Annotated in this window: 16 protein-coding genes; 4 read left to right on the top strand and 12 right to left on the bottom strand. The window is 47.6% G+C overall.

What is annotated here, in order from left to right:
* Window positions 1-758: 758 nt before the first annotated feature.
* Window positions 759-1,547 carry an SDR family oxidoreductase gene (locus QUA90_RS16460; protein ID WP_333331115.1) on the bottom strand — a complete coding sequence of 263 codons (789 nt, stop codon included), beginning with the start codon at window positions 1,545-1,547 and terminating at the stop codon, window positions 759-761.
* A gap of 275 nt (window positions 1,548-1,822) precedes the next feature.
* Window positions 1,823-2,749 carry a nuclear transport factor 2 family protein gene (locus tag QUA90_RS16455; protein ID WP_333389033.1) on the bottom strand — a complete coding sequence of 309 codons (927 nt, stop codon included), beginning with the start codon at window positions 2,747-2,749 and terminating at the stop codon, window positions 1,823-1,825.
* A gap of 225 nt (window positions 2,750-2,974) precedes the next feature.
* Between QUA90_RS16455 and murG the strand changes: the two genes are divergently transcribed.
* Window positions 2,975-4,039, top strand: a complete 1,065-nt coding sequence (gene murG, locus QUA90_RS16450; RefSeq protein ID WP_333446556.1) for an undecaprenyldiphospho-muramoylpentapeptide beta-N-acetylglucosaminyltransferase — start codon at window positions 2,975-2,977, stop codon at window positions 4,037-4,039.
* Between the two features lie 70 nt (window positions 4,040-4,109).
* Here murG and ureG read toward each other — a convergent pair whose 3' ends face one another.
* The 5 genes from ureG to QUA90_RS16425 all read right to left on the bottom strand — a co-directional run bounded on the left by ureG (window position 4,110) and on the right by QUA90_RS16425 (window position 7,556).
* Window positions 4,110-4,706, bottom strand: a complete 597-nt coding sequence (gene ureG, locus QUA90_RS16445; protein WP_333446554.1) for an urease accessory protein UreG — start codon at window positions 4,704-4,706, stop codon at window positions 4,110-4,112.
* 162 nt (window positions 4,707-4,868) lie between these two features.
* Window positions 4,869-5,582 carry an urease accessory protein UreF gene (locus QUA90_RS16440; RefSeq protein WP_333446552.1) on the bottom strand — a complete coding sequence of 238 codons (714 nt, stop codon included), beginning with the start codon at window positions 5,580-5,582 and terminating at the stop codon, window positions 4,869-4,871.
* Between the two features lie 130 nt (window positions 5,583-5,712).
* On the bottom strand, window positions 5,713-6,150 hold the full coding sequence (gene ureE / locus QUA90_RS16435; protein ID WP_333446550.1) for an urease accessory protein UreE: 438 nt from the start codon (window positions 6,148-6,150) through the stop codon (window positions 5,713-5,715).
* Window positions 6,151-6,498: 348 nt separating this feature from the next.
* Complete coding sequence (locus tag QUA90_RS16430; protein ID WP_333085574.1) at window positions 6,499-6,990, bottom strand: DUF4168 domain-containing protein; 492 nt, start codon at window positions 6,988-6,990, stop codon at window positions 6,499-6,501.
* 353 nt (window positions 6,991-7,343) lie between these two features.
* Entirely contained in the window at window positions 7,344-7,556 is a 213-nt protein-coding gene (locus tag QUA90_RS16425) for a hypothetical protein (RefSeq protein ID WP_333331132.1), read from the bottom strand.
* Window positions 7,557-7,887: 331 nt separating this feature from the next.
* Here QUA90_RS16425 and QUA90_RS16420 point away from each other — a divergent pair, with 331 nt between their 5' ends.
* Complete coding sequence (locus QUA90_RS16420; protein WP_333389038.1) at window positions 7,888-8,313, top strand: DoxX family protein; 426 nt, start codon at window positions 7,888-7,890, stop codon at window positions 8,311-8,313.
* Window positions 8,310-8,825 (top strand): DUF4385 domain-containing protein, encoded by a 516-nt coding sequence (locus tag QUA90_RS16415; protein ID WP_333142866.1) that lies wholly within the window; start codon window positions 8,310-8,312, stop codon window positions 8,823-8,825. The genes QUA90_RS16420 and QUA90_RS16415 overlap by 4 nt, the downstream gene beginning before the upstream one ends.
* A gap of 101 nt (window positions 8,826-8,926) precedes the next feature.
* Here the strand turns inward: QUA90_RS16415 and QUA90_RS16410 are convergent, their stop codons facing one another.
* The 5 genes from QUA90_RS16410 to QUA90_RS16390 form a co-directional block, all read right to left on the bottom strand.
* Window positions 8,927-9,394: a regulatory protein RecX gene (locus tag QUA90_RS16410; RefSeq protein ID WP_333331140.1), complete on the bottom strand. Its 468-nt coding sequence runs from the start codon at window positions 9,392-9,394 to the stop codon at window positions 8,927-8,929.
* Window positions 9,395-9,484: 90 nt separating this feature from the next.
* Window positions 9,485-9,895, bottom strand: a complete 411-nt coding sequence (locus QUA90_RS16405) for an AbrB family transcriptional regulator (RefSeq protein WP_015177612.1) — start codon at window positions 9,893-9,895, stop codon at window positions 9,485-9,487.
* 91 nt (window positions 9,896-9,986) lie between these two features.
* Window positions 9,987-10,265 carry a hypothetical protein gene (locus QUA90_RS16400; protein ID WP_333331143.1) on the bottom strand — a complete coding sequence of 93 codons (279 nt, stop codon included), beginning with the start codon at window positions 10,263-10,265 and terminating at the stop codon, window positions 9,987-9,989.
* A gap of 1,282 nt (window positions 10,266-11,547) precedes the next feature.
* On the bottom strand, window positions 11,548-13,248 hold the full coding sequence (locus tag QUA90_RS16395) for a CHAT domain-containing protein (RefSeq protein ID WP_333446548.1): 1,701 nt from the start codon (window positions 13,246-13,248) through the stop codon (window positions 11,548-11,550).
* A gap of 4 nt (window positions 13,249-13,252) precedes the next feature.
* On the bottom strand, window positions 13,253-13,507 hold the full coding sequence (locus tag QUA90_RS16390; protein WP_333331149.1) for a hypothetical protein: 255 nt from the start codon (window positions 13,505-13,507) through the stop codon (window positions 13,253-13,255).
* Window positions 13,508-14,920: 1,413 nt separating this feature from the next.
* Between QUA90_RS16390 and QUA90_RS16385 the strand changes: the two genes are divergently transcribed.
* A partial coding sequence (locus tag QUA90_RS16385) for a cadherin-like domain-containing protein (RefSeq protein ID WP_333446546.1) occupies window positions 14,921-19,284 on the top strand: 4,364 nt, incomplete at its 3' end.

Genomic DNA, 19,284 nt, shown 5'->3' with positions numbered 1-19,284 from the left:
TGGTCGGGAGTTAATTAATCAGGGTGCATCTACTAATTTAGTCTCCGGTTCGAGGTGCACCTGTTCCGGACAGTTTGAGAAAATTTGGGGAAATTCGTGGTTTGGGGTGCGATCGCAAAAAAAAACCCCAAACCAGAATTGGCGGGGAGTTAATTAATCAGGGTGCATCTACCAATTAAGCTTCCTGAGAATTCCAGCGCCATCCGGACAACCTCAAACTTTATTCAGCATCACCGCCGATACCGCAAAAAAAAACCCCCAAACCAGAATTGGCGGGGAGTTAATTAATCAGGGTGCATCTACCAATTAAGCTTCCTGAGAATTCCAGCGCCATCCGGACAACCTCAAACTTTATTCAGCATCACCCTCAATACCGCAAAAAAAACCCCAAACCAAAATTGGTCGGGGGTTATTTAATCAGGGTGCATCTACTAACTTAGTCTCCCGCCTCACAGCACCTCTTTCAGGACACTTTGGCAGAATTTAGGCGAATTTGTGGCAAGGGGGGCGATCGCCAAAAAAAACCCGGCCAAAATTGGTCGGGAGTTATTTAATCAGGGTGCATCTACTAATTTAGTCTCCGGTAAGGCAGCGCCTGTTTCAGGACAGTTTGGCAGAATTTTGGAGAATGTGTGGCTAAGGGTGCGATCGCAAAAAAAACCCGGCCAAAATTGGTCGGGAGTTAATTAATCAGGGTGCATCTACCAATTAAGCTTCCTGAGAATTCCAGCGCCATCCGGACACTTACCACTAAAAACTCACAACTCTTTTCGGTGAACCAGAGTTGCACTCGCTTGGTCTGTCGGAACTAGCAAGACTTCACTAATATTGACGTGGGGCGATCGCGTCGCGCAAAAATACACGACATCGGCTACATCGTCAGCAGTCAGCGGTGTTAATCCTTGATAGACATTTTTGGCTTTTTCTGCATCGCCGTGAAACCGGACATTGCTAAATTCTGTTTCCACCAAACCAGGTTCTATTTCCGTCACCCGCACGGGTGTTCCCAAAAGGTCTTGTTTCAACCCTTCAGAAATAGCTCTCACTGCTGCTTTGGAAGCGCAATAAACATTACCTTTCGGATAAGCTTGGCGGCCTGCTATTGAGCCGATATTCACTACGTGGCCCCGTTCTCGGCTTACCATTCCCGGCACGATCGCGCGAGTCATGTAAAGCAAGCCTTTAACATTGGTATCAATCATTTCTTCCCAATCTTGAAAGTTGCCTTCATGCAGTTTGTCTAAACCACGGCTCAATCCCGCATTGTTAATCAGAATATCGATGCTTTTCCAGGCATGGGGAAGCGCAGTTATCGCCGATTCAACTTGCGGGCGATCGCGCACGTCCAATTCTAGCAAATAAATCTCGTTTGCCGACGCGATCGATTTTGTTTCTACAAGTTCGTTTGCCAGTCGATCGAGCTTTTCAAGACGGCGGGCTGCTAAAATTAGTTTGGCTCCTCCTTTGGCGAATATCTTGGCACAGGCTGCTCCGATACCGCTACTCGCACCTGTAATGAAAACAATTTGGTTTTGGATAGAAATCATTTTTTGTCAGTTGTTAGTTGACTGTTGACTGTTGACTGTTGTCATTGGTTATTTGTTAGTTTTGTTATTTGTTAGTTGTTATTTGCTATAGCCTTTCTCGCTATAGTGAGGTATGTTTAATTCCTTTAATGACATTTTTTTATTTTCAAATATGTACCTCGTGTGACTAATAACCGCTATACCACTTACCACTTACTAATCACCCATTACCCATGCCCCATGCCCCATGCCCCATGCCCCATGCCCCATGCCCCATGCCCATAACACCTATTTTATTATTTGACAACCCGCAATCGCACACTAACGGTTGCAATTCCACCTTGTCGCATCAAAACTGCTGAAACCCACCGATTTTCGGGCGTAGCCGGAGCTTTACCTACTTTAAAAATTCCCCCGGAATTTAGCAACTCCAGCTCAACTTCTGAGGGATTGAAAAAGGTTTTTTCGGTGATGGGTTCCTCCAAAACAGTCCCTATTAAAATATCATCGCCGATCGGCTCTCGCACAATGGCATCAAAATGGTACTCTTCGCCCACCTTAACTTGCTCCGGCAAATTCACTTGAATTGTGGGAGGACTTTGACCAGAAGTAAGCTGAGTTTGTTCTGCTAAAATCTCTTGACTAACTATTTTTTCACCTTCAAAGCGCTGCTGGGAACGGATGGTAGCTTTGAGAGTTAATTCTCTGCCATCCTTTTTTTGACTGCCGGCAATTGTAGTTATGGTTTCTGCAATAATCGCGCTACCTTCGGTTTTCCAAGATTTGATCTCGGTGCGGTAATTTAAACTCGGATATCGCTCCCAGAGTTGGGTGAGGGCTTTGGCCATGCTTTGGCTGTTTAAGCCGTCAGAATGAGTGAAATTCGGGCTGTAAAATGCCATGACTGCTTTGACATCGCGCCGGTTGGCCGCTGCGTCAATTTCTGTTAGCACTTTTGTGAGTGGGGCAGGCGCATTTGCAGGGGTTTGGGCGATCGTTTGGGGAGTCGCCGCGATCGCACCGATCGCTCTGGCCGCACCTTGATGCAGCACACCAGCACTTACCACTGTTAAACATAACAACATTTGAGCGATCGACTGCCCGCAGTTAAAGCCAAAAACGATCGCGCGTTGGCGCAGCCCTCGAAGAGGATCGGCTTTTTCGTTCCGACGGCTGGAAAAATACTGAGATACACTTGGCACTAAATTCAAAAAATTACGCATTAGGTGATAATTTGGTTATTTGTCAGGAGTCGTGGCGCGGGCAACTGTTCGCCTGCAACGAAAACTGACAACGGAAGGACGGACACGGCACAATCTACAATCTAATTTTAGATTGCTGATTTAAAATTGGCTGAAACTGCCGGAATAATAAGCATAATAATCTAAAACCTCAAATATAAAATCGATTGACCTGTGGAACTTGTACTTGTAAAAGAAACAAAAACCTTGACAAAAGCCCCCCTCCGGTTGTTGGTTGCAGCTAGCGGCACTGGTGGACATTTATTTCCCGCGATTGCCACCGCTAGTCAGTTGAACGACTGTCAGATCGAATGGCTAGGAGTCCCAGACCGCATGGAAACCGAGTTAGTTTCATCCCTTTACCCCCTCCACACGATCGCCGTTGAAGGCTTTCAGCAGCGATTGGGACTCGGTACACTGCGGATTTTGGGCGGACTCGCCGGCTCGATCCTTCAAGTGCGGAAGTTGCTCAAAGCGGGCAATTTTCAGGGAGTGTTTACTACCGGCGGTTACATCGCGGCACCGGCAATTCTGGCGGCCCGTTCTTTGGGTTTGCCGGTGATTCTCCACGAATCTAATGCCATTCCGGGGAAGGTGACGCGCTGGTTTAGTCCTTTGTGCACTGCTGTGGCGATCGGATTTGAAGCAGCAGCCCAGCATTTACCCCGCGCGAAAACCGTTGTTGCTGGTACACCGGTGCGATCGCAATTCCTGACTCGCCAACCTCTAAATTTGCCAATTCCTGACAGTGTACCTGTAATTTTAGTCATGGGCGGCTCTCAAGGTGCTGTCGCAGTCAATAAGTTAGTGCGCGAGTGTGCTCCTGCTTGGTTTGATGCCGGTGCTTGGGTGGTTCACCTCACCGGAAATAATGACCCGGATGCTGAAAGTGTGAAACACGAGCAATATTTGTCAATGCCATTTTACGACAATGTGGCGAGTTTGTTGCAGCGAGCAAATTTAGCAATTAGTCGATCGGGCGCGAGTGCACTGACAGAATTAGCAGTGACGGGCGTACCTTCTATTTTAATTCCTTTTCCTCACGCGGCTGACGACCACCAAAGATTTAATGCGGAAGTATTTGCTAAAGTCGGCGCCGCTGTGGTATTCCGTCAAAGCGAACTGACAGCAGAGGTATTGCAAAGCAAAGTGTTGTATTTGTTAAGAGATTCCGAATACTTGGAAAAAATGTCTCAAGCTGCTGCTAAATTAGCGGTGACAGACAGTACAGAACGTTTGGCTAATTTGGTGAGGGAATTGGTGGTGAGGTGATAGTTTTTAGGAGTTGTAACCGCAGATGAAGGCAGATAAACGCAGATGAACTTAGATGAAGACTGATGTTTTACACGATATGGGAGTGGATGAATTTAACTACTGCTTCTAATCCTTCTTTGGTCTTCAAGTTAGTAAAAACAAAAGGTTTGTCGCCGCGCATTTTTTTCGCGTCCCGTTCCATCACGCCTAAATCTGCTCCTACATAAGGTGCGAGGTCTGTTTTATTAATTACCAACATATCAGATTTAGTAATTCCTGGCCCGCCTTTGCGCGGAATTTTATCGCCCGCAGCGACATCGATTACGTAAATTGTTAAATCTACTAACTCCGGGCTAAATGTTGCCGCCAAATTATCGCCACCGCTTTCGACAAAAACTAAATCTAAATCAGTGAATTTTTGTTCTAACTCTTCTATAGCTACTAAGTTAATGGAAGCATCTTCGCGGATGGCTGTGTGGGGACAGCCTCCCGTTTCTACGCCCAAAATTCGATCGCTCTCCAAAGCTTGACTCCGAACCAAAAACTGGGCATCTTCCTGAGTATAGATATCATTAGTCACAACCGCAATCTGGTACTGCTGCCGCAGCGACTTGCACAAAGCATCCAGTAAAGCAGTTTTCCCCGAACCAACTGGCCCAGCAATTCCTACACGAAAAGCACCCATAGCGATTTTAGATTTTAGATTTTAGATTTTAGATTTTCTGATTTTTAACTGCGAAATAACCGAGTTGTAGTTGTAGGGTGCGTCAGACGGAGTTATGGAACGATTATCGAGGCTTTGGGGTTCTGACGCACCTTACTAATTAGATTTTGGATTGTCTGATTTTCAACTCCTAAACAACCGAGTGTACTGAGTTTCGTGCGCCATGCTAGCCAGTCCTAATCCCCAACTGCAACTGCCAAGCTCATCATCTTCTAATTGTAAAACTTCTTGCGCCGTACAGCTAATTTGAGACTGCAAATCTAACAGTAACTGTTGACCGGCTGTTTGACCGAGGGGAATCAGTTTCACGCCCGCACTCGCCAAATTGGCAGCCCAACTGTACAAATATCCTAAAACTGCGGCTTCCTCTTCAATCTGCCAGGTTGCCGCGGCAATGCCAAAGCCGATCGCAAAATTGCACTGATTGCCGCCAAATTCCACCAAATCTTTTACACTTGTTGTTAACCCAGAACAAACGGGCGATTCCCTGCGGGATAGCTTCGCTTCACGCAAATCCAGCAGCAACCTGATCAAAGTCCGCCCCATTTGCCAACTTTGCAAGCGCAACTCTTCCGTTTCCTTTGCAGCAGTCGCCCAAGCATTCCAGTAATTCAAAGCCGTCACATCCCCCATTTGTGCCGCCCTCAAAGCCCTTACCACCACCGCGGCTTCTACTCGAACAGCCCCGAATTGCAGCGAATTTTCTAACCAATTCCTCAAAGTAATCTCGCTGTCGATCGCACCGGTTTCTACCAGACTTTCGATTCCCTCAGAATAACTATAAGCTCCCACAGGTGCAAAAGCTAACTGCAACAAAGATAAAAGTTGATTGTTCACTGTTGACTGTTGACTGTTGACTGTTGACTTCTTGCTTCTTCAATAGCCGAAAGCAATTTAGTCATAAGCCCTCGGATTTATCGGTGGGAGTAAATCTAAAATCTAAAATCTAAAATCTAAAATCTAAAATCTAATGGTTGTGTCCGTAAGCGCCCATTTCCGGCTGAAACGGCACAATTTCCTCTGTTACTTCCAAACCCATTTTTTCCAGCATTCCCTGCAACACAGAGTCGGGAGAAAGCCTTAAATAATTATCGGCAATTTCTAAAGCTACGTGACGGTTTCCTAAATGATAAGCCGCCCGCATCAGTAGCAGCGGGCTTGATGCCCGCGCTGTCAGCACCGATTCGGGTTTTGCACTTACCAGTACCAAACAGCTACCGTCTTCCGACTGCAATAAATCTTGATCGCGCAATACTGTACCTCTGGGCAAATTCAGGTGCAGCTTTTCCCCCGTCTCTGTCTCGAATCGGTGGCGGCTGCGAGTGCGATCGTCCGCTGTCATCGGTAAAGTAAAGCTGACAACAGCATCCGGATTTGCAGGCAAATGTTTGGTGAAAGTTAGCATTTTTATATTCTATTCCTCAGAGCAATTCACTTGACATTTAGTTTTTGAGGAATATCTTTTTTATAGCCAAAGGAATAAGGAAGACTGAAGTTCCACTCTTGAGCTCATGTTTCAGAAATTAAAAACGTCTTAATCGTGTTGGCGATCGCTATATCTCATTGCCATTTACAGCAACTTGAAAAATAGTCATCTCTCTGAACCGCTCCCGTTCTTGTCTGTATACCAAATTTCTGTCATTTTGTCAAGCATTTTATCACAGACGATCGCCATTTTTTCAAAAAATTTTGCATATCGTCTAGTAACTCGAAGAATAGAACGGGAGAGGAAGAAAGAATCAAACCATCAAGCTTATTGATTGCCCGCTTGTTGCAGTCGCAGGAGTTCGGCTTGAATGCGCTGTTTGACTGCCGGATTCGCTTGCTGGAGCAAAGTGAGCTGGTTGAAGCGACTAACTGTCAAACCATTGGTTTCGATAACTTTTTTAGCTTGTTGGCAGTAATTCACCGCGATGCCGCGAACACCTCCAGACAACCTATTGATTTCCTGAGTTTCGTTGCACACTACTCTGGGAACCGATCCCCCAGCCATGCCTTTAATTTCGTTATAAGCTTCCACCCGTCTGGGTTCTATTGCCAACACAGCACGAGCGTAGCTAGTAATTTCTTCGCTGCTAATTTCTTGAGCTTGGGCTGCTGCTCCGAAAACGAGATTTGGGGATTGTCCATACAAACCGGGCGCCCATCCGCTAGCTAAAGCTGCAGCAGAAATGATGCCTGCAAACAGCGATTGTCGCAGCATCCGGTTTATGCCAAATTTGGAGGTGTTTAGTGAGGTGTTCATGGTCGTCGGTGATTAATTGCGTGTAGATAAAAATGACACAGCGCTTGGAGGCTCAATCTTTTTGAATAATGTGGCGGGTAAAAAGTTCCTGCCGTTGGTGACTATTTTGAATTCCAGCAGGATGGTTGGGGAGTTGCTAGGACGATCGACTTTTTAGCAAATTCAATAATTTCATTCATTATAACATCGGTCGGAAGTTGACAAAATTCAAACTTTAGATAGTAATTTTAATTACAGAGCATTCCCGAATTGCCTCTCCCAATAATTCTCAAAGCGCAAATATTAAATAATTATAAAAATTATTGACAAATTACTCGCCTTAATTAGTCTCATCAAGGTAGGCGGTAGCAAAGCTATCTCTTTCCCCGCAAGGGTTCCCGTTCCGCGTAGGGTTCCCGTAGGGTAGGGTAGGGAAGCGCCTGGAAGGCTAGGTCAAATTTAGCAGCAATCGCACTCATCAATTGCGGCGATGATTTATTTAATGTTAAGCGGTGGTGCATTTGTCGATCGAGAAAATCCCCCACTGGTTGGGCTGCTGACGAAGCCAAAGCCGGAACAAAAATCATGTTTCACTACCCGAAGATAGAGACAGCAACAGGGCACTAGACATTAAAATCTTGTTATCAAAATGCGCGCTATCTGTTTTTGGCAGTCAACGCCCAGGCCTTCGATTCCAGTTCTCGCTTCCTCCAGTTTGGTGCTGTGAAAACTTGTCTGGGATTTACCCAGAAACCTGGGTTTTCTACGAAATAAAATCGTTACAGCCACCACCAAGAGCAGACAAACCCGGAAAGCTGGAATTTTTGGACCTCAGTTTTATTGTCATCTCGATCGCAGATCGCAAATTTTGGCAAGCCTGATCGCAGCAATTTAACAATTATTAATTACCCATTGCCCATGAAAAGTCAAAAAGAAATTTGGCGAGTTATTCTCGCAGTAGCTATCAGTATTGTAGGCGTGCTGCACTTTGCAGTACCCGCACCTTTTATCAGAATTGTGCCGCCCCAGCTTCCTTACCCGGAAGCCTTGGTTTATATCAGCGGTTTTTTCGAGATTTTGGGCGGAATTGGGCTGTTAGTTCCTCCTGTGAGCAGGGCGGCGGCGTGGGGATTAATTGCCTTGTTTATTGCCGTGTTTCCAGCTAATATCAATCAAGCCGTCAACAACATTCCCATAGAAGGGATTCCCCACAACCAATTACTGTATTGGTTCAGGCTGCCTTTTCAAGCTGTCTTCATTGCTTGGGCTTGGGTTTATACCCAACCAGACGAAGGTAAACCCCGGGCTTCTATAGTTCCAGATAGAACAGAAAATGCCCGATGAAGCAGTTCGACTACCATGCGGATTTTAAGAACATCGACTTTCGACAGCACCCGGAACTTTATCGGGTAGGGAAAGGAGAACAGGGAGTGCTGTTGGTTGAACCCTACAAAGGAGAAATTCTGCCTTTCTGGAGATTTAAGACTCCTGAAATTGCGAGGGAGTCCAGCAGCAAAATTTACTCCTTGTTTTTAGAGTATCTCGATGCCGATGATTTTGTGGGAGCCGACATGGCCCGCAAGTTCTTGCAGATGGGGTATACTCGATCGCGTCGCTACGCCAACCACAAAAGCGGTCGAAAATACCAGCAAAACCCTCAAAAGCTGAAGTCTGTTGCAGAGCAAACCGCAGCTCGAAAAGATATTTTGCCGCTAGAAGCAGATCCGGTGAAAGCAGAATCCGCAGCGATTTTTCAAGAAAAATGGATGCTGGCCAAAATCAACGAGAAATATCTCGAGCTTTTAGCCAGACATCGGCAAATGTACGAATCTTATTTAGTCAACGCTGAGGATTGACATACATTCACAAAAACTCAGGACTTACACTTTAGCCCTGTCGGCAGCAGTGTAGGTGTGCTTGCCTATCGGGGCCGCATCTATTTGCTTTGCCCTACTATTTACTCATCCTCTTCTTCCGCCTGCCACTGTCGCCAAATTTCAAAGGCATTAAAGCCCCTGTATTGCAGGTAATTCAAGACTTTGCCCTTGGTTTTCGGATCGGCTTTACCCCAAGTATCGATCTTGTATTTCCGCATGACTTTGCCTTTTAATTCGGCCAGTTTTTCTGCTTCGGAGTCCTGATTTTCGGCAATTTCTTCTTCCCAGACTTGCTCGAACAAATCGTTGGTAATTCCTTTTTGCAGGCACTTGCGCTTGATGGCAGACTTCCCGTATTTGCCTGCTGCAGAGGCGATCGAGTTTGCCACCAAGCGAGTGTCGGACTGATAGCCGCGGTCTTGAATTTGCGCGATCGCCTCCAATATTTCCTCATTGCCAAAACCTTTCTCTTGCCCCTTTTTGCGAAGTTCAGAGGCACTGTAGTCTTTGCGAGACAAGAGAAAATATAAATAGTCAAGACAGCTCATCAGTTCAATCGAAGGGTGGCGCGCAAATACTCGTATAGCGAATGCCTAATCCAGTCGCCTTGCTATCGGCTGACTGCATCGCGATCGCCTCTATTCTTCTGTATCCTCCTCTTCATCATCCAATTCCACATCCGGTCTGTCCACATCGATCTGAATCAAGCGAATGTGCTTGTATCCGAGCTTAATTTCAAACTCGTCTCCCGGCTTTAATCCCATTTCTTGGGTATAATTTGCTCCGATCACGATCGAACCATTCTTGTGAACGCTAGCTCGATAACTCGCTTCTCGCCCGCGTCCGTCTGCTTTAGACTTCTCTAGCTCAATGCCCTTAGCAGCTAACACTGCATCGTAAAACTCAGCCAGATTAATCCGGGTTTCTCCACTTTTGCTGACTGTGAAGTAGCCGCAAAGCTTCGCAAGTTCTCTGCGCGGCAAATCACTGCCTTTGATTTTTTGAAGCAGACCTTTTCCTGTTAAGGGTGCTGTAGCTGTTTCTGCCATTGACCGTACCTCGCTTATTGGACTTTACTTATATCAATTACAACACATTAGATTAACTTTGTTTCACTGTCAATACTAAGAATTCTGAATATTAAGATTCTGGAGAAATTTCTGCGGCCTCAAGACCGGGGGTGCAAGTAAGGATGCTCGAAGGGCGATCAATTTGCTCCTCGCGGCCCAAATCCTTGTGTAAGCCTCTCTTGCGATCGCGCGGGGAATTATTGTCGCAAATTAAATGTTTTACTTTTTTACAGTAAAGTCTGTTCCCTGCATTCACCAATCCCCGATTGTGTCTGCGGTCAAGGTCAAAATAAGACAGCCATGAATCGAAATACCTAGAGCGCTGCCGCTGCAAATCTGCCGCCAGCATTTACCGGCGCTGGGTTAACTTTTACCTCAACAAGACGAGGCAGCACTTGTTCTAGATGTCACTGCCAGCTACTTGTAAATTCTATTTTTCGGGCTGGGAATCCCCTCAAAACCCCAAATACCAACGAGCAATCTTCTATTAAGGTGTTGGGCATATAACTTCCACAGAACGCAGTCTGGGGAAGGCAATCCGGTAAAAATTGAAGGAAATTTCACCTCTTCGTTGAACGGGTTTAAGCTAAAACCCGACTCAATGGGCGCTGTGGCAGAAACATCGGGCAGCTACTAAGAGGGGAATAGTTTTGATGGGGCGAGATTGCTTCGCGACTCTTAACACTTCGCCAGGAATCAGTAGATTTCTAGGGGGAACTCGGGAAAATCTTCCTCCTCCGGCCCCAAGCCAGAGAATTTGAGGTTATTTCCACAGGGGAATTGAAAAAGACCGAGTTAAATGCACAACAGCTTAAATGTTTGATGCACTACAAATTAGTAGCGGTTGCCGACATGGAGTTTCGATGGAAATGTATTGGTTTCGAGTCGTGGCCTGTAAACTGCCATACTCTCAAAATTTATGCACCAACTGGAGGGGCGCGTCAATCGATTTTAGATTTGAGATTTTAGATTAAAGAATTGAAACATTGACCCCACGGATAAATTCGGGGACTCCTTTATCGAATACAGGTTTTTTATTTCTGGACGGATGAATCCGGGGGCTTGTATCCTGGATGCTTTCGGTCCAGCTCACAGCCACTTCCATAATTAATTATTGTGAAATATAGCAAGCGCGCTGACGGTGAGGACGTTCTTTATTGTTGCAACTCTCGCTTTTATTGTCTTGTGCCGAATGACGAATGCTCCTGCTGCCGAATCAGCCCGCTCAAAAACGCATACAAGCCACCGACTCGTGTCGTGGAGAGATCAAAATTTTAGACTGTTGTTCAGGCTTCCAGATTCATCTGTGGAGTAAATCTAAAATCTCAAATCGTTCGACTCAGGGCTCAACCCGAAGTCTAAAATCTACAATCGACTGACAATTATATATCAAGCAGTCCCGGACTTACTCTCTCGACGAGAAACTCGGTTTCTTCCTCGATGCTTGGTTGGGCTGCTACTGATTTTCGGTAAAAACCGGCTTGATGAACGTAAGTCGGAGATTCGATCGAGCAGTATACTTGCGATCACTTTGCCAGCGGCGGCCGATCGCGAATGGCCAGCAAAAACCCCACCCAGTTTGGAGCCAGGCCAAGAGGGTCTAAATTAAGCATTGCAGTGGGTGATCGCTTTTAGTGACGTTGTTGCAGGTAATTTTGCGACAGGGGAGTCCGTACCGCCGGCAGCAACTCTTCTGGTTTCGTGCCTCGCTGGTTCGAGTACCGCCACCCAAAAAAGCCAGCACTCAAAGCAACGGACAACAAGCAAAGCATTAGGGTGACAAATTTTTTCGATCCCGGTTTTGTTAACGGTTTCTGAGTCGGTGCTGCGGCGCGAGTTGCTTGGATCACCGAACACTCAGAATTAGGAATAGAGGACGGCGAAGCCGTCGGTGAGTTCGGTGAATTATTAGCATCGGCTCGATCGTTCTGGTGAACCCAATCCCTGCGATCTTTTAATTGGTCGGGAAAGTATTCCCAGACTTCGCCGTCAGAATTGTCTGACTCATGCGATCGATTTGCTGGGATTGGGGGGTATTGGGCGATCGCCGAAACCGAAGACGGGGCCTTCCATTCTGTACCCGCGAGCGCCGGTGGCGTTCCCGACGCGATTATGTGCACCATAGAACCGGATGTCGCGCTGTGGGCTGGGGCGCCGGTCAAATAGCCGTCAAAGTCCGGGTGCTGGTAAAGAATGGGCAAAGCCCAGTATAGCTGGTGAGAACCGTAGGCAGAAATTAGCCCAGCTCTGGCCCGGCTCAGGCTGAGATCGACTGGATAGCCTTGATTGAGGTTGCGGTAAAACAACCGCGTCAGAGTTAGGGCTACATCGTCGGGGATGCTTTCTGCCATTGCTAGCACTGCCGGAATGCCCCGCTTCACTAGAGCTTCGGTTAAGTTCCGCTCCGGGCTGTCGTCCGCGAGGTCTGAGGGGTCGCCGTAGGCGCCGCGGCAGGAGTTGAACACGGCCATCTGAATACCGTTGTTAACGAGCAATCCAGCTAAGTCGTCGCCACTCAAGGTTTCAGTTAAGCCGGTGCGGCTGCTGACTAGGTAGAGTTCGCCACCTCTGGAACCTAAGTTGCTATGGCCTGCGTAGTGCAGGACTTGGTAGTGTCCTTGTTCTAGGGCTTGGGTAAGTTGTTCTCGATCGGGCTGTTCGAGAATAGTCAGTTGAATTTCCGGGCAATGGGGGCTGTTTTTGAGAGGATGACCGGTGCGGTTTTGGAGTTCTTGCTGCAAATGGAGCACTTCTCGCTTGAGCTGCAAGCTGTCTCGATCGCTCGGAGAGGCGATCGCCATTAAAATTTTTAGTGGCCCGCCACTAGGCAGTATCCGGGTTTGTTTGAACAAACTTGTACCTGGTTGGTACCGAGAAAACACGACATCTGTGCCGGTTGCCAAAGGGCGATCGCCTGCGTGCAGAACTTCCCACGGCAGTCGTGGCAAGCGCCGGCCTTTGAGTCCGAGTCGCAGTTGCAGCACTTCTCGGCGGTGCTGGGCGATGCCTTGAGCGCAAGTCCAGCTATCGCGCAAGTTTCCTTGAAACAGCCCGCTGTATAATTGTTGCCCCAGGGCTACTAAATTCGGCGCTGAGTTGTTTCCCGAACGGGAGAGGCCGCGACCCGCAAAACTGCTTCCCTGTACTGCTTTTCCTTGGAGCAAGCCCACCAGCGGGTCGTTCATCAGTTGAGAAGACAGTGCAAGCCATTCATTGATCGGCCAGCGGACTTGTTGTTCGGCTAAGGGTACACCGGGTGCAACCTTTTCTGTCCGCACTAGATATTCGTCGTCCCCAACGGGAGTGACTGAGAGTTGAAATTCCTGGCTCACGGATTTAGCGCCCTCCCGCCTTAATTCTGAATTTGCCTGCGTTTTTGCGGCTAGCAATAGCGAACGGCAAAATAATTTTTACTCTTTGAATCAAAGTTTCTGAATGCGCTTCCCCCGATCGGGCGATCGCTGGGGTCATATATATTTGTTCAAACACTTTGAGGATATAAAAGTTGTACTTTAATAACAGTTTATTAGTTTTGATTGCCCTGTGCCTCGGTGAAAGCCGAATTTTCTCCAATCTTGCTATCTTTAACATTTTGCACCTCTACCGCAGACCCCTTTAGATTCGTCGTGAACTTGAGTTTCTCATTGCTGAGTAAAGTTAAATTGGAGGCACTTTACCAGGCGGATCTCTAGTTCTTATTAAAATTACTTCGGCTCGCGCCAACCGGTTTCAGGGCAATATCGCAGGGAAAGTTGAGTATTTTATTTTTTTTGGCGATCGGTCGATCGGTCTTTACGGCTTATCCTCTACCACCAACCCCCCATGTGTAATCTTGATTTTGTGTCAATTAATTAATTGGTCAGCCCTGGGTTCTCATCCGTAAGCCCTCCGCCCTCATCCTTAAGACCTCAGTGGCGATCGGTAATTGATAGTTGACTATCGATAATTGCTCATAACTTATTGCTAATTTACCGCTTTTATGATATAGAAAACTTTTAATTTAACTCTCTTAATCTAGTTACAGTTAAGCAGCAAAAATAAACGTCAGCAGCCAAGAACTCTCAACAATACAATGGCAATCAAATTATTCCGGTACTCTCAAGCAACCATCATTTTTGGTATCTATAGGATTACGCCTCATCAGGCCGGTTTCTCGGAGAATGATTGGATTTGGTAGCGAAGCCTACAAAGCAACTGGGTTTGGCAGCCTCGCCGTGGGTCATTCTCGCTCAAAATGCCGATCGAGCTTGCAACTGTCACCAAAAACGAATTCTGCGTTTATACTACTTTTTGGCAAATTTTGCAATCTGTCTTGAGATTGATATATTTTGGCAGAATTCTTAGTATTGATCCGAAAAAAAATTTTTCTCAGTTCGCGAGGTTTCCTAGAATCGAGAAAAAATTGTGCAACTAAAAATTAGAACAAATATTTGCCCGGGCGAATTATCTAAATTTCTAATTAATCATCGGGAACTAAAATTAGGAGGGTGCTGTCGTTTAGTGAAGAGATTCAAATCCTAGGTCAGGGAAGGATTTGTCAAAGCTGGGAGTGTTACCAAAGTTCAATACACCCAGCCTAGAGCGGAAAAAAAGCAAGGGTAAAATTTGGGGGATACAGGTTTTGGGGAGTTATTTAGGAGTTGTCAGTTGCGAGTTTAAATTCAGCTAATTCACTGTAGAAATTACGTAGAGAATTTACAATCAGGGGCCCTTCGGCGCAGCTTACTGTAGAAAATACCGAGAACATCTTAAAGGCTCGGATCTTCGGGGCAGTAATTACAGTGTAGGTTGCGGATCAATTAATTTGGGTACGCAATGGCAGAATATAAAACTCGCAACAGAGCGAAAAAAACCTTGCCGTTTAAGTGGCATCTATAATAGTAAAGATGAGGAAACCAGCTCCTCTAGCAGGCGAAAGCATGAAGTTAAAAAAATCTTCTGCAGCCTCCTGTTTGCTGATAAATTGATTCAAAGAAGCTTACCTTTTTTTGGGAAATATCAACGATGGCAGACGAAATCTTGTTAGAAGAAACACAGGGAACACTTTCTCCCGCTCAAAATGAAACACAAAAGCCTGTCGGGGATTTAGGCGACGACAGCTCTACAATTTCCGATCAGGAGTTAGACGATTTAATTAACCAAGCACTCGCCGAAAACACCGACGGCGTTACCACATTTCTGAATCAGTCTAACGGCGCATCCACAACAGGTGTGGGCGATGACGATGACTTAGATGATGATGACGGTGACTTAGATGATGATGACAACGATTTCCAGACCATTGGAGGTACTGATGACGATGGCTTAGATGGTGATGATGATGATGACGGTGACTTAGATGACTTAGATGATGATGACAACGGTTTCCAGACCATCGGAGGTACTGATGACGATGACGATGACGATGACTTAGAAGATGACAACGGCATCGATCGCCGCCGAACCGTCCTCGGTCGCGATGACGATGACTTAATTGTCGCCACCGGCGATAACGAGAAGATATTCGGCAATCAAGGCGAAGACACAATCAAAGGAAACCGTGGCAGAAAAAATACAATCTTCGGGGGTAAAGGTAACGACGATTGCGAGGGCGGCGAGGACGACGATGTAATAAAGGGCGATCGTGGCAACGACAAGGTTAATGGCGGCAAAGGCAACGACACCCTTAACGGCGGTAAAGATAACGATACCGTGATCGGCGGCGAAGGCAACGACGACTGCGAAGGCGATGACGGCGATGACTGGGTCCACGGCAAGGAAGGAAAGGATAAGGTTAAGGGCGGCGCCGGCAACGATAGCATCTACGGTGGCAAAGACGACGACGATTGCAAGGGCGACGAAGGCAACGATAACGTCCGGGGCGATCGAGGCAACGACGATTGTGAGGGCGGCGACGGCAACGATACCGTTAACGGCGGTAAAGATAACGATACCGTGAAGGGCGGTGCAGGCAGCGACAAGTGTGAAGGCGACGACGGCGACGACAGCGTTAGCGGCGGCACGGGTAACGATACCGTGAACGGCGGTGGCGACAGCGACGTTTGCAGTGGCGACGACGGCGACGACAGCGTTAGCGGCGGCACCGGTAACGATACCGTGAGCGGCGGTGGCGACAGCGACGTTTGCAGTGGCGACGACGGCGACGACAGCGTTAGCGGCGGCATCGGCGACGATACCGTGAGCGGCGACGCAGGCAACGACCTGTGTGAAGGCGACGACGGCGACGACAGCGTGATGGGCGGTGCCGGCGACGACAGTGTGATGGGCGGTGGCGGCAACGATACCCTCGTTACTGGCGACGGCAATGACGTGGCAGACGGTGGCCAGGGCGACGACAGCGTTAGCGGCGGCGGCGACGGCAACGATACGCTGATGGGCGGCGACGGCAACGATACGCTGATGGGCGGTACTGGCAACCATACCTGTGTCGGTGGTGCTGGAAATGACGTTTATGTCGTGAGTAACAGTACCTCTGGGGCAAGTGCAGTCATCACTGACTTCGCAGACAACGAGGACAAGTTTCTGCTGTTTGGCGACTTGAACTTTAGCAGCTTGACCTTTATACAAATCGGTGTCAATACCGAAATTCGGGTCAATAACTTCGCGATCGCGCTATTGTTGAATGTCAACGCAACGCTTATCACTGCGGCCGACTTTTTGGGAGTTAATCCTCAAACTCCAACTCAACCTCAAACTCCAACTCCAACTCAACCTCAAACTCCGATTTTTAACCCTCCGCAACTGGAAGTTAGTGAGACCCTGATTGCTGGTTCCAGCGGCCAGGAGCAAACTATTACTTCTGAGTTGTTGCGTGTTTCCGATACCGGGCAAGGTCCTGGCGGCATAACCTTCACGCTAACCGAGCTGCCCCCTGCTACAACCGGGCAACTATTTGTTAATGGAGTCCCCGTAACACAAACGGGCGTTACCTTCACTCAAGAAGACATTAACGCAGGCAGGGTAACTTTCAGAGCGGCAGTAGGTTTTGTCGGTGCGGCTACTTTTGGTTTTCAAGCTACCAACGGCCAAAGAGCTCTCACCGGCAAAACTTTTAGCTTGAAAATCGAGCAAGATTCCTTTAATTTTGCTGGCAATCCAGAAGGTCAAGCTATTGCCGGTTCTGCGACGCTCCCTAACAACATCGTAGGCAGCGAGGGTGACGATAACATTACAGCAGGTCAAGGCAAAGACACAATCATCGGCGGCAAAGGCAAGGACACAATCATCGGCGGCGATGGCGATGACGATATCGACGGCGGCGATGACGATGATTATATCGAAGTTGGCCTAGGCAAAAACAAAATAAAAACAGGCCAAGGCAACGACAAAGTTAAAGGCGGCAATGACAATGACGATATCGACGGCGGCGATGATGATGACAATATCGAAGCTGGCGGCGGCGATGACACAGTAATAGGCGGTTCTGGGAATGACACATTAACTGGAAATGAGGGCAATGACACGATCGAAGGCGGCGAAGGAACCAATATTCTAAGTGGTGGTCCTGGAAGCGATCGCTTTGTTTACCGCACTTCCCGCCAACAGATTCAAACAGTTGTAGAAGCTGACTTTATTACTGACTTTGATGTCAATAACGATGTTTTAGAGCTTTCTAACGCAGCTTTTAATGTCGGCGCTTCTATCTTGACCGAAGTGAAGATTACTGCTACTTCTACTTTTGGGTCGATCGGCAGCGGTAATTTCCTCGACTTCACGACGGATATCAGTGTTAACAGCATCGCGAGGTTGCAAGCGCGGTTTGTAGAGTTGGGTGGCAACCCAGACGTGCCTGTTTTCTGTCAGTTTATAGATGCCGAGACCGGCCGTGTGGTGGTGGTATATGGTGTTGCGGGGCGCTTGGACATTGTGGCCAGTTTCTCGCTGAACGTTCGCCTGACAGTCAATAACTTTGTCTTCATCGGCGAGCCACTAACTATTCCTGTCGGTACTGCTGGTGCTGACAATGTGGATTTCACCACTTCTCCGGCCCCAGTTAATTACGATGGTTTAGCAGGCGATGACAAGATTGTCGGCAGCAATTTTAACGATAGCCTCAAGGGCGGCGACGGCAACGATACCATCACCGGCGGCCTCGGTTTGGATTTCATAAGTGGCGGCACTGGTTCGGATCTGTTTGTTTACAGGACAACTAAAGAAGGCGGCGATAAAATTTCCGACTTTACTGTTGGGGTAGACAAATTCGAGTTTAGCGCGAGCGCTTTCGGCAATTTGACTACGACTAACTTTGACGGTGTTAGCGGTTCAACTCCTGACATTACTGGCAAAGAGTTCGTGATTTTCACAGGCGGCAGTTATGCCTCTTTGGAAGCTGCACAAGCTAAAGCCTTGGGCAATTCTACAACTGCTGGTTTCTTCGCATTTACTAATGCTGCGAACGAGACGGTGTTGTATTTTGACTCGAACGGTACCGCAGCCGGTGGTTCTACCTTGATTGCAAATCTGGGTACTGCTGCTAGCAATCTGGGAACGGCGGACTTTGTATTTACAGGTACGATCGCACCTTCTGCCGGTACTACTACCAACTCAGGTAGCATTGTTGATTTAACTGCTGCTGGGAACACTTACCCGAGCGACTTTAACAATTTCGGTTCTGGTGCTGGCGGTTACAACTTCACCACTCCTGTCTTGTTTACCGGAGATGCGAAGGCTAACAGCGTCACTGGTACTGAATTTGCTGACATCTTCAGCGGCGGCAGCGGTGCAGATGTTCTGACTGGCGGTGCTGGTGCGGATCTGTTTGTTTACAAAGCAGTAGGCGAAGGCGGTGATACGATTACTGACTTTACTGCTGGAACTGACAAATTCCAGTTTACCGCGAGCGCTTTCGGTAATTTGACTACGACTAACTTTGACGCTGTAAGTGGTTCAAATCCTGACATTACTGGCAAAGAGTTAGTGATTTTCACTGGCGGCAGTTATGCCTCTTTGGAAGCTGCACAAGCTACAGCCTTGGGCAATTCTACAACTGCTGGTTTCTTCGCCTTTACGAATGCGTCGAACGAGACGGTGTTGTATTTTGACTCGAACGGTACCGCAGCCGATGGTTCTACCTTGATTGCAAATCTGGGTACTGCTGCTAGCAATCTGGGAACGGCGGACTTTGTATTTACAGGTACGATCGCCTCTTCTGTGGCTGGTACTACTACCAACTCAGGTAGCGTGGCCGATTTAACTGCTGCTGGAAACACTTTCCCAACCGACTTTAACAATTTCGGTTCTGGTGCTGGCGGTTACAACTTCACATCTCCTGTCTTATTTACGGGCAATGACAGTGCTAACAGCGTCACTGGTACTGAATTTGCTGACATCTTCAGTGGCGGTTCTGGTGCAGATGTTCTGACTGGCGG

Origin of the sequence: Microcoleus sp. D3_18_C4, from assembly GCF_036702355.1 — a bacterium.
Classification (GTDB): Bacteria; Cyanobacteriota; Cyanobacteriia; order Cyanobacteriales; family Microcoleaceae; genus Microcoleus.
Note: the sequence above shows the minus strand (reverse complement) of the source record. Positions and strands in the feature narration are given on the sequence as shown.